Source organism: Streptomyces sp. HmicA12 (genome assembly GCF_000373565.1).
Lineage (GTDB): Bacteria > Actinomycetota > Actinomycetes > Streptomycetales > Streptomycetaceae > Streptomyces.
Window position 1 is genome coordinate 271,629 of sequence record NZ_KB891801.1, and the last position, 11,274, is coordinate 282,902.

Annotated in this window: 12 protein-coding genes and 1 rRNA gene; 3 read left to right on the plus strand and 10 right to left on the minus strand. The window is 69.0% G+C overall.

The window, feature by feature from the left end:
- Nucleotides 1–94: 94 nt before the first annotated feature.
- Entirely contained in the window at nt 95–373 is a 279-nt protein-coding gene (locus B072_RS0110895; RefSeq protein WP_026245684.1) for a glutaredoxin family protein, read from the minus strand.
- A gap of 117 nt (nt 374–490) precedes the next feature.
- Between B072_RS0110895 and B072_RS0110900 the strand changes: the two genes are divergently transcribed.
- The 3 genes from B072_RS0110900 to B072_RS0110910 all read left to right on the plus strand — a co-directional run bounded on the left by B072_RS0110900 (nt 491) and on the right by B072_RS0110910 (nt 4,014).
- Nucleotides 491–1,426, plus strand: a complete 936-nt coding sequence (locus B072_RS0110900; RefSeq protein WP_026245685.1) for an HAD family hydrolase — start codon at nt 491–493, stop codon at nt 1,424–1,426.
- Nucleotides 1,427–1,729: 303 nt separating this feature from the next.
- Nucleotides 1,730–2,521 carry an ECF subfamily RNA polymerase sigma factor, BldN family gene (locus B072_RS0110905; protein ID WP_026245686.1) on the plus strand — a complete coding sequence of 264 codons (792 nt, stop codon included), beginning with the start codon at nt 1,730–1,732 and terminating at the stop codon, nt 2,519–2,521.
- 248 nt (nt 2,522–2,769) lie between these two features.
- Nucleotides 2,770–4,014, plus strand: a complete 1,245-nt coding sequence (locus tag B072_RS0110910) for a DUF5667 domain-containing protein (RefSeq protein ID WP_018529976.1) — start codon at nt 2,770–2,772, stop codon at nt 4,012–4,014.
- A 70-nt stretch (nt 4,015–4,084) separates the two neighbouring features.
- Here the strand turns inward: B072_RS0110910 and B072_RS0110915 are convergent, their stop codons facing one another.
- The 9 genes from B072_RS0110915 to rrf all read right to left on the minus strand — a co-directional run bounded on the left by B072_RS0110915 (nt 4,085) and on the right by rrf (nt 11,272).
- Nucleotides 4,085–5,140 carry a lysophospholipid acyltransferase family protein gene (locus B072_RS0110915; protein WP_018529977.1) on the minus strand — a complete coding sequence of 352 codons (1,056 nt, stop codon included), beginning with the start codon at nt 5,138–5,140 and terminating at the stop codon, nt 4,085–4,087.
- Between the two features lie 14 nt (nt 5,141–5,154).
- On the minus strand, nt 5,155–6,231 hold the full coding sequence (locus B072_RS0110920) for an NAD-dependent epimerase/dehydratase family protein (RefSeq protein WP_018529978.1): 1,077 nt from the start codon (nt 6,229–6,231) through the stop codon (nt 5,155–5,157).
- A 248-nt stretch (nt 6,232–6,479) separates the two neighbouring features.
- Nucleotides 6,480–6,578, minus strand: a complete 99-nt coding sequence (locus tag B072_RS46405; RefSeq protein WP_003948845.1) for a 30S ribosomal protein bS22 — start codon at nt 6,576–6,578, stop codon at nt 6,480–6,482.
- Nucleotides 6,579–6,727: 149 nt separating this feature from the next.
- Nucleotides 6,728–6,940: a helix-turn-helix domain-containing protein gene (locus B072_RS0110925; RefSeq protein WP_158689180.1), complete on the minus strand. Its 213-nt coding sequence runs from the start codon at nt 6,938–6,940 to the stop codon at nt 6,728–6,730.
- Nucleotides 6,941–7,069: 129 nt separating this feature from the next.
- On the minus strand, nt 7,070–7,885 hold the full coding sequence (locus B072_RS0110930; protein ID WP_018529980.1) for a phosphatase: 816 nt from the start codon (nt 7,883–7,885) through the stop codon (nt 7,070–7,072).
- A 100-nt stretch (nt 7,886–7,985) separates the two neighbouring features.
- Nucleotides 7,986–9,167 carry an acetoin utilization protein AcuC gene (locus B072_RS0110935; RefSeq protein WP_026245687.1) on the minus strand — a complete coding sequence of 394 codons (1,182 nt, stop codon included), beginning with the start codon at nt 9,165–9,167 and terminating at the stop codon, nt 7,986–7,988.
- Nucleotides 9,118–10,365 carry an MFS transporter gene (locus B072_RS0110940; RefSeq protein ID WP_202539551.1) on the minus strand — a complete coding sequence of 416 codons (1,248 nt, stop codon included), beginning with the start codon at nt 10,363–10,365 and terminating at the stop codon, nt 9,118–9,120. The genes B072_RS0110935 and B072_RS0110940 overlap by 50 nt, the downstream gene beginning before the upstream one ends.
- A gap of 80 nt (nt 10,366–10,445) precedes the next feature.
- On the minus strand, nt 10,446–11,093 hold the full coding sequence (locus B072_RS0110945) for an HAD family hydrolase (protein WP_018529983.1): 648 nt from the start codon (nt 11,091–11,093) through the stop codon (nt 10,446–10,448).
- Nucleotides 11,094–11,155: 62 nt separating this feature from the next.
- Nucleotides 11,156–11,272, minus strand: a 5S ribosomal RNA gene (gene rrf, locus B072_RS0110950).
- Nucleotides 11,273–11,274 lie beyond the last annotated feature (2 nt).

The window sequence follows — 11,274 nt, forward strand, 5'->3', positions numbered from 1 at the left end:
CGCCCCCGAGACCAAAACCGCCCTCGATCCTAAGCGACTTTTGGGGCCACTTGGACTCCTCGGTCAGTGACTTGTGCGACCACTGTGCGGCGGATCAGCCCGTCAGCGCCCGCCGCAGCCGCTCCTCCTGTACGCGCCAGAAGTCGTGCTGCGCCCCGTCGACGAGAACGACCGGGATCTGCTCCCAGTACTTGCGATGCAGTTCCTCGTCCTCGTTGATGTCCTTCTTCTCCCAGGAAGCGCCGACCTCGGCACACACCTTCTCGATCACCGCCTGTGCGTCGTCGCACAGATGACACCCGGGCTTCCCGATCAGCGTGACGACGCGCTCCGACGGACTCTTCTTCTCACTGCGCCGAAAAATGGGACTCATACCGGCCATTCTGGCCCCACCCGCGCCCCCCTTACGACGCCCGGATTTCACAGAACGACAGACTCCCGAAATCCGCTCGACTCCGGAACCACCGAACAAACTGGCTATGCTCACGCCATGGCCGCTCTCGGATGGCTCACACCCCGTAGGCGCTCCGCCACCGCGCGGAGCGTGCTGGCAGGCGAGGCTTCTGCGGAGGCCGCCCGCAAGTCCTCCATGGAGCTGGAGGAGCAGGCGCCGCCGGGTGAAGAGGAACAGGAACCGGATTTCCCGGTCGTCGGCGACGACAAGGCCGCCGCCTTCTTCGACCTGGACAACACCGTCATGCAGGGCGCGGCGATCTTCCACTTCGGCCGCGGCCTCTACAAGCGGAAGTTCTTCCAGCGCCGCGAGCTGACCCGGTTCGCCTGGCAGCAGGCGTGGTTCCGGATCGCCGGGGTCGAGGACCCCGAGCACATGCAGGACGCCCGCGACAGCGCGCTGTCCATCGTCAAGGGCCACCGCGTCTCCGAGCTGATGTCGATCGGCGAGGAGATCTACGACGAGTACATGGCGGAGCGGATCTGGCCCGGCACCCGCGCCCTCGCCCAGGCCCACCTCGACGCGGGACAGAAGGTCTGGCTCGTCACGGCCGCCCCGGTGGAGATCGCCACGGTCATCGCCCGCCGCCTCGGCCTGACCGGCGCCCTCGGCACGGTCGCCGAGTCCATCGGCGGCGTTTATACGGGCAAGCTCGTGGGTGAGCCGCTGCACGGCCCCGCGAAGGCCGAGGCCGTCCGCGCCCTCGCCTCCGCCGAGGGCCTGGAGCTCGGCCGCTGCGCCGCGTACAGCGACTCCCACAACGACATCCCGATGCTCTCCCTCGTCGGGCACCCGTACGCGATCAACCCGGACGCGAAGCTCCGCACCTACGCGCGGGAGCGGGAGTGGCGGCTGCGCGACTACCGCACGGGCCGCAAGGCGGCGAAGGTCGGCATCCCGGCGGCGGCCGGCGTCGGCGCCGTCGCGGGCGGCACCGCGGCCGTGATCGCCCTCCAGCGCCGCCGTCGCTGACGGCATTCCGAACGTCTTACCCGGCACCGGCCCCCGCCAGTCACGCGGATACCACTCGACCACAACGCGTCATCACAGCTGCCGGAACATGACCTAATCCGATCAACAAGTGGTCACTCTCAGGTACTTGAACCATCGTCGATCAGCTACAGAAGTGACGTAATCGATGATTTGAGCAACTGGGTGTAGCGCTCCCTGCACGAAGCGTTATTCTCCTCAGACGCATTCCGGTACCCACTCGCCAGTACGACGAGTGAACGGTCCGGCACTGCACGTGATGGAAGCTCTGCCTCTGGGAGTCCCGTGTTTCAACACGTCGGGGTTGACGCCTCGGGCCTGGCTACGCTGCGCGCAACGGTCGTGGACCGCTTGCGCGGCTTCGTCCCCACCGCGTACGCCGTCCCCGCCCTCGCTGTCCCCGCACCGGCCGGTCCGTGCTTCGCCATGGCCGACTCAGGTGCGGCCACGGCGGGCAGACGAGCGCGCTCCGGCGCCGCCGGCACGTCCGGCACTCCTACTACCGCCCGCCGTCCCGCCGCGGACAGCGACAGCGCCCGCATGATGGAGCTGGTCGAGCGCGCCCAGGCCGGCGAGGCCGACGCGTTCGGCAGGCTCTACGACCAGTACAGCGACACCGTGTACCGGTACATCTACTACCGCGTGGGCGGAAAGGCGACGGCGGAGGATCTCACCAGTGAGACCTTCCTGCGCGCCCTGCGCCGCATCGGCACGTTCACCTGGCAGGGCCGCGACTTCGGCGCCTGGCTGGTCACGATCGCCCGCAACCTGGTCGCCGACCACTTCAAGTCGAGCCGCTTCCGGCTGGAAGTGACCACGGGCGAGATGCTCGACGCCAACGAGGTGGAGCGCTCGCCCGAGGACTCGGTCCTGGAGTCGCTCTCGAACGCGGCACTCCTGGAGGCCGTGCGCCGGCTCAACCCGCAACAGCAGGAGTGCGTGACGCTTCGCTTCCTGCAGGGTCTGTCCGTCGCCGAGACCGCGCGCGTGATGGGCAAGAACGAGGGTGCGATCAAGACCCTCCAGTACCGCGCCGTCCGCACCCTGGCCCGGCTGCTGCCCGACGATGTCCGCTGACCGAAGCCGTCACTGACCGCGTCTCTCAACTCACCTTCTGTGAAAGAGAGATGCGATCGCGGTCGGATCATCAGTCGTCCGTAACCCAAGTACCGCGCCGCTCGTTGTGCGGGATGCAGGCTCCCTGTGGTCACGTACGGATCGGCAGCACACGCGCGATACTCACTCGATCGTGTGCAAGCTCTTCCGGCGTGCAACCCCAGGACCCCCTGGGGAGTCGACCGTCATGACGAGAGGAGGTGCCGCCAGTGATCGCGAATGTCTCGGCACACCGGCGGGCGAACGCCTTCGCCCAGGCCCTGGAGGACCAGTCCGACCGGGACGCGGCGGCTCAGCAGCCGGAGGAACCGGCCGCTCAGCAGAGCGACCAGGCCGAACAGTCCGACCGGTCCGAGCAGGGCAGGCTTCTGTCCCTGTCCGCGGGCCTCGGCGAGCTGCCCAAACCCGAGATGGATCCCGAGGTCAAAGTGGTGCAGCGAGCGCAGCTCGTTGCCGCCATGGAGGCCATGTTCAAGGAAGGGGCCGCCGGCAGCCCTTCCGTTCCTGAACAGCGGTCCAAAGCCAAGGGCGCCCACCGGGCGAGCCCGTTGCGCAAGCTGCGGCCCCGCTCCCGCCTGACCAAGGGCATCGCCGCGGGCGGCCTCACGGTCGGCGTGGCCGCGGGCGCGTTCAGCGGCGTGGCGGCCGCGAGTTCGGACGCGCTGCCCGGTGACCACCTCTACGGCCTCAAGCGCGGCATGGAGGACCTCAAGCTCGGCATGGCCGACGGCGACTCCGACCGCGGCCAGATCTATCTGGACCAGGCCTCGACGCGGTTGAACGAGGCACGGCGACTGATGGAGCGCGGCCGCACCGGACACCTGGACCACGAGTCCGTGGGCGAGGTCCGCCGCGCCCTGTCCGGCATGCAGTACGACGCCTCCGAGGGCCACCGGCTGCTCAGCGGCGCGTACAAGCGCGACGGCTCGCTCGGCCCGATCCAGGCCCTGTCCGCGTTCTCCGAGTCGCACCGGAAGAGCTGGAGCGCCCTGAGCGACCGGCTCCCGGTCCAGCTCGGTGACGTACGGGACCAGGTCAGCTCGGTCTTCGACGCCATAGACGAAGAGGTCGGCCCGCTGCGCTCGCTGCTGCCGCAGGTCCCCGACAAGGGCGGCTCCAGCAGCCCCGGCCGCGGCGGCGGTACGTCACCGGGCTCGCCCGGCAGCGACCGCTCGGCACCCTCCGGCACCACCGGCAGCGACCGCGGCACGTCCCCGGACAAGCCCAAGCCGTCCAGCTCCAACAGCGGCAAGGACGAGGACGGTCTGCTCGGCGAGACCACGGGCGGCCTGCTCGATCCCCCGAAGGACGAGTCGACCCCGACCCCGTCCGACGGCAAGTCGGGCAAGTCCGGCGAGGGCAGCACCGGTTCGCCCAAGCCTGACGTGACTCTGCCCCCGCTCCTGCCGGGCCTGCTCCCCGGCATCGGCATCGACGGCGAGGACGCGAGCTAGCGCCGAGACGTACCGACGAAGGGCCCGGGGTTCGCCCCGGGCCCTTCTCGTCGTCGCATCGGTCCACGCGTCAGAAGAACACGGACCGCCGCTGCACCAGCAACTTGTAGAGCGTGTGCTGGATCTGCTCCCGTACCTGATCGGTCAGGTTGAACATCAGCATCGGGTCCTCGGCCGCCTCCGGCGGATACCCGTCCGTCGGAATCGGCTCCCCGAACTGAATCGTCCACTTCGTCGGCAACGGCACCGCGCCCAACGGCCCCAGCCAGGGAAACGTGGGCGTGATCGGGAAGTACGGGAACCCCAGCACCCGCGCCAACGTCTTGGCGTTGCCGATCATCGGGTAGATCTCCTCCGCCCCGACGATCGAGCACGGCACGATCGGCGTCCCGGCCCGCAGCGCCGTGGACACGAAGCCGCCGCGGCCGAACCGCTGCAGCTTGTAGCGCTCGCTGAACGGCTTGCCGATGCCCTTGAAGCCCTCCGGCATCACCCCGACCAGCTCACCGCTCTCCAGGAGCCGCTGCGCGTCCTCCGCGCAGGCCAGGGTGTGCCCGGCCTTGCGGGCCAGCTCATTGACGACCGGCAGCATGAACACCAGGTCGGCGGCCAGGAGCCGCAGATGGCGGCCCTCGGGATGGTTGTCGTGCACGGCGACCTGCATCATCAGGCCGTCCAGCGGCAGCGTCCCCGAATGGTTGGAGACGATCAGCGCGCCGCCCTCCGACGGGATGTTCTCGATGCCCTTCACCTCGACGCGGAAGTACTTCTCCGCGATCGGACGCAGCAGCGACATCAGGACCTGGTCGGTGAGCTCCTTGTCGTAGCCGAACTCGTCGACGTCGTAATCACCGGTGATCCGGCGCCGCAGGAAAGCGAGCCCGCCCGCGATCTTCCGGTCCCACCCACCGCGCTTCTCCTCGACGGCCTCCGGCTCCGGGGCGGTCTCCGGCGACTCGGACGGCTGCCGCTGCTGCGCGGGGAAGGTCTTCACCTCGCGTACAGCCGCGGGCTCACCCTTGCGCCGGCCGGCGCTGCCGCCCGTGCCCCTACGGCGTGCGGCACCCTTGCCGGTCGCCCCCCGCGACCTGTCGTCGTCGAAAGGAATGACCTTGGCATCCGCCATCGTTGATGCGCTCCTCAGTTGGCGCTCTGCGTCGGGGGCTGGCTGGGCGTACCGGCGCCGCCGCCCACGAACGGCAGAGCGGCGATCCTGTCCACGGCTGACGCCAGTGCCTGGGGCGGCAGCAGCCCGGGTCCCCGGCCGCGTACGAAGTCCGCGAAGGCTTCCGCGGTCGTGTACTTGGGCCGGAACCCGAGGGTGTCGCGCATCTGCGCCGTCGAGACGACCCGCCCGTGCGTGAGCAATCGAATCTGCTCGGGCGAGAAGTCCGTCGCACCCAGCGTACGCAGAGCCCCGCCCACCCACGTCACGGCCGGCAGCAGCACGGGAACGGTGGGCCGCCCGAGCCGCCGCGAACACTGCGACAGCAGCAGCACGCCGTCCCCCGCGACATTGAAGGTGCCGCTGTTCAGCGTCCCGCGCTCCGGTTCGTGCGACGCGATGCGCAGCACCTCGATCACGTCGTCCTCGTGCACGAACTGCAGCCGCGGGTCGTAGCCGAGCACGGTCGGCAGGACGGGCAGCGAGAAGTACTGGGCGAGCGGTGAATCGGCGGTGGGGCCGAGGATGTTGGCGAAGCGGAGCACACACACGGCGACGTCCGGGCGGCGCCGGGCGAACCCGCGCACATACCCCTCGACCTCCACCGTGTCCTTGGCGAAGCCGCCGCTCGGCAGCGACTTGGGCGGTGTCGTCTCGGTGAAGACGGCCGGATCACGCGGCGCCGAGCCGTAGACGTTCGTACTGGACTTCACCACGAGCCGCTTCACACTGGGCGCCTTCTGGCAGGCCCCGAGCAGCTGCATCGTGCCGATGACGTTGGTCTCCTTGACCGAGCCGCGACCGCCGCTGGCCAGCGGGGTCCCGGTCACGTCCAGGTGCACCACGGTGTCCACGGAGTGCTCGGCGAGCACCCGCGCGATGGCCGGCTGCCGGATGTCGGCCTGCAGGAAGTCCGCCCCGCCCAGATGGTGCGCGGGCGGCACGGCATCCACCCCGATGACCCGGTCCACCTCCGGGTCCCGCTGGATGCGTCGGACGAACCGGCCCCCCAGCTGCCGGGCCACCCCGGTCACGAGCACGACCTTGCCCAAGATCAGCGCCTACCTTCCGTCCCAGCCCGCCGCGCTCCGCAATCACTGCTCGCGCCTCACGTTAGCGGTTCGATGTTGCGCTGTGATGACCGGACGATGCATGAAGTGACGACAGCCACAGCTGTACGTACAGGTGTGAACCAAAGGCCCACCGGCCAGGCGTGAACCACCAGGCCCAGCAACGCACTGTGGCCCTCCCACCGAACGGTGAAAGGGCCACAGAGAGCGCGCTTTGACGCAACGATCGCTTACTTCTTGTTGCGACGCTGCACGCGGGTGCGCTTCAGCAGCTTGCGGTGCTTCTTCTTAGCCATCCGCTTACGCCGCTTCTTGATAACAGAGCCCACGACTACCCTCGCTCACTTCTCGGACAACCCCCGCATCGCGGGGACAATCACTCGGTGCGGGGCTGCATTGGGGCCCACACGACCTACGGGGGGCCAGCCTACCCCGCCCGAGCGCCGAGCCAGAAATCGAGGCCGTCCCGGACTGCGGATCAGCCCGCATCCACCCCCACATAGGACTCGCGGAGGTACTCGTGAACCGCTTGCTCCGGGACGCGGAAGCTCCGCCCCACCCGGATCGCGGGCAGATGACCACTGTGCACCAACCGGTACACGGTCATCTTGGACACTCGCATGACCGAAGCGACTTCCGCCACGGTCAGGAACTGCACCTCGTTCAGAGGCCTACTCTCACCAGCAGCCATGTCACACCTGAACCTTCCGCACTCGACGGCCACCGGCTTCCCCTTCCGGTGACTCAACGTCGTTGCGTGCTCACTCCCCAATGTAGGGGCGTGTGATGCGAGTGGGGAAGAGGAGATGCGATCGGCCGCCTACTGTGACAGACACGCTCGATTGAGTACATAGCGAGTAAGCGGTCGGTAGTAATCAGACCGCACAGCGTCATCAAGCGGAACGACGACGGACACCAGCCCCTCGGCCTCACCGACGAACAGCGCGGGATCATCCGTATCGGCCAGGCCGATGGCGTCGAACCCCAACTGACCTGCACCGCAGACCCATCCGTGGTCCCCCACGACAAGCCCCGGCAGGGGGTCGCCGGCCTCCGCTAGAGCGGTCAGAGCCGTACGAACCGGGAGGGGTGAGTGGGTGTGCGCGCCGGCTTCGCTTCCGGGGGGCCACGCGCCGGGTTCTCGCACCAGCGCGACTCCTCGTACGTAGTCAAGGTTGTACGTGCGTAGACCGAACCGGGTCGTTATGTCGACACTGAGACCCTGCGCGGGGGTGAGAACAGGGCATCCAGCCGCCGACAAGGCGTCCGCCAACGAAGCGTAGAAACCGAGCAATCGGTGCGGATGTCCCGTCCCGAAAAGCACGGGACACCGGCTTCCTGCGGCTCTCCCGAGCCGGTCCGCGAAGGCGTCCAGAGCCGCCAGGGTGCGTTCGGGATCGATGACATCGTTCCCCGAGGTGTGCCCCGGATCCGGCGACACCCCACACTTGTCGGCCATGAGTGCGAGCAAGTCCCGCTGCCCCCACGACCATTCGGGATCGAGCCCGAGAAGCACACGGGGGTCCCTCGCCTCGAAGAGCCGGTAACTGCGCAGACTCTCCTCGCGGGAGGTCGCCACGGGCCCGGCAAGCCGAGCCGCCAACAGATGCGCGCGGAGGGCGCCGGTGCTCAACACGCTTGAAATGCTGCTGCATTGACCACGTTGAGCACCCCAAAACCGGGAAAACACCCCACCGTCGGAGTAACCGATCCGCCACCGGCCCCGCCCCGCTGAGCTACGGCAGCAGCCCCCGCAACGGAAAGGCCGCCTTCCGCGTGGCCAGGATCGCCTGATCCAGCCGGTCCGCGGGGTCGTACCCCTCCTCCCACTCCCGGAACGACACGGGCCACCGCCCGTCCGTCATCCGCCCGGGCGCCAACTGCCGTGTACGCGCGAAGACTTCCTGCCGCCACGACTCGGGAATCACGGTCTGGGGCGCGATCTCCCGCCCCGCCGCGACACCCACCAGATGCGTCCACGACCGCGGCACGACATCCACCACGGCGTACCCGCCGCCACCGAGCGCGACCCACTTCCCGTCCGCGTACTCGTGCGCCAGCTCATGGCAGGCGACCTGCACGGCCCGCTGCGCGTCCAGGGACACGGCGAGATGCGCGAGGGGGTCCTCGAAGTGCGTATCGGCCCCGTGCTGCGAGACGAGCACCTGCGGCCGGAACTCGGCGAGCAGCTCCGGCACCACGGAGTGGAACGCCCGCAGCCACCCGGCGTCCCCCGTACCGGCCGGCAGCGCCACATTCACCGCGGACCCCTCACCGGCGCCGCCGGCCCCGGTCTCCTCGGGCCACCCGGTCTGCGGGAACAGCGTCCGCGGGTGTTCGTGCAGGGAGATCGTCAGGACCCGCGGGTCCTCCCAGAACGCGGCCTGGACGCCGTCCCCGTGGTGCACATCGACATCGACGTACGCGACGCGCTCCACGCCGAGCTCCAGGAGCCGCGCGATGGCGAGCGCGGCGTCGTTGTACACGCAGAACCCGGAGGCGGCCCCCGGCATCGCGTGGTGCAGCCCACCGGCGAAGTTCACGCCGTGCAGCGCGTTCCCCCGCCACACGGCTTCGGCGGCGCCCACCGACTGCCCGGCGATCAGCGCGGACACCTCGTGCATCCCGGCGAAGGCGGGATCGTCGATCGTCCCGAGCCCGTACGCCTGGTCGGCGCCGTCCGGGTCGACGGAGGCGGCCTTGACCGCCTCCACGTAGTCCTCGCGGTGGACGAGCCGCAGGGTCGAGTCCCCGGCCCTCGCCGCGGCCACCACCTCGACGTTCTCGTCCCGGTCGAGCCCGAAGGCCCCCACCAGGCTCCGGGTCAGCTCGAGCCGGACCGGGTCCATCGGATGCCCGGTCCCGAAGTCATACCCCGCTACCGCTGGGTCCCACATCAACTGCACGCGGCCGCTCATGCCCGCCACCGTATCGGTCGCCGCCCGTACCGAACGAAGGGGCGTACACGAGCGTCACCAGCACCAACGCCATCGGTACGAGCATCGCCCCGCGATAGCTCCACGCATCACCCAAAGCGCCCACCAGCGGCGAACCCACCAGAAAACCAACGTAGTTGAAGATATTGAGCCGGGCGACGGCGGCATCGGACGCGCCGGGAAAGAGCCGCCCCGCGGCGGCGAAGGTCTGCGGCACGATCACGCAGAGCCCGAGCCCCAGCAGGGTGAACCCGAGCATCCCGACCCACGGCCCCGGCGCCACGGCCACCACACCGAACCCGGCGGCGGCCACGACGGCCCCGACCCGCACCACGGCCACGGCCCCGAACCGCCGCACTCCCACATCGCCCACGGCCCGCCCGACCAGGGTCATGACCATGTAGACGTTGTACGGAACCGTCGACAGCTGCTCCGAGCTGCCCAGCACGTCCTGGAGGTACTTGGCGCTCCAGTTGGAGACGGTGGAGTCGCCGATGTAGGCGAAGGACATCACCAGGCACAGCGGCAGCAGCATCTTGAAGACGATCTTGCTCGCCTGCGCCTCCTCGGCCGCCTTCTCCGCGGCGTCGGCAACCCGGTCGCCCTTGTCCACGTACCACCGGCTGCCCACGAGGCAGGCGGGCAGCAGCACGGCGGCGACCGGCAGGTACGACACGAACAGTGAGAGGTCCCAGTGCGCCCCGGCCCATGCGAGCGACGCACCCACGATTCCGCCCAGGCTGTACGCGGCGTGGAACCCGAGCATGATGCTGCGCCCGTAGGCCCGCTGCAGGCTGACGCCGAGCATGTTCATCGACGCGTCGAGCGCTCCCACGGCGAGACCGAAGGCCGCGAGCGAGACGCCGACCTCGACCAGGCTGTCCCCGGCCCCGACGCCGAGCAGCGCCAGCAGCACGACGGGCTGCGACCACCGCAGCACCCGGCTCGGCCGGACCCGTTTGACCAGCTGCTCGGTGCACACGCTCCCGACACCGGCCAGGATGGGCACGGCGGCCAGAAAGACGGGCAGCAGCCCGTCGGAGATCCCGTACTGGTCCTGAATGGCAGGGATCCGGGTCACCAGCAGCGCGAACGCCGCTCCCTGGGCGAAGAAGCTGAATCCCAGCGCTCTTCGCCCCCACCGCATCGCACCTGTTATGCCTGCGTTCCCATCGGTCATGGCGGCTCAGCGTATGCGCCAGACCTACCGCTGGGTAGATAGATCAAGCACTCAATTCCCGGGGTGCGGCGCCGACTTCGTCATCCGCTCAGCAGTCCGGGCAGTTCCCGCATGTCGGCGAAGAGCCGGTCGGCTCCCGTGAGCCGTTCCGCCGGCGTCATGGCCGTGAATCCGTACACGTCCATCCCGGCGGCGACAGCGGCCTGCACCCCGAGTGGGCTGTCCTCGACCACGACGCACTTCTCCGGCGCGACCCCCATCTGCCGGGCGGCATGGAGAAACAGGTCGGGCGCCGGCTTCCCCCGCCCCACGTCCTGCGAACTGAAGACGCGGCCTTCCCCGAACCACCGGTCGAGCCCGGTCTTCCGATGCCCGACCCGGATCCGCTCATGGCTCCCCGAGGACGCCACGCAGTACGGCACCCCGTCCGCAGTCAGCTTCTCCAGCACTTCCACGGCCCCCGCCACCGGCTCCAGCTCCCGCTCGAACGCGGCAAAGACTCTCGCGTGAAAAACGTCGTCGAAGTCGTCGGGCAGCCGCTCCCCGGTCCGTTCGAGGACGAGATCGTGTACGCGGTGCATGGCGGCGCCCATGTAGTCCCGCAGGGAGTCCTCGTACGAGGTCGGGTGCCCGAGCTCGGTGAGGTAGCCGGCGAGGAGCGTATTGGAGATCGGCTCGCTGTCGACGAGCACACCGTCGTTGTCGAAAATGACCAGTTCGTAGCGCATATAGGGACCCTAAACGCAGAAAACCCCCGTGCTGAAAAGCACGGGGGTTTCCCATAAAATTTGTTCGGCGGCGTCCTACTCTCCCACAGGGTCCCCCCTGCAGTACCATCGGCGCTGTAAGGCTTAGCTTCCGGGTTCGGAATGTAACCGGGCGTTTCCCTCACGCTATGACCACCGAAAC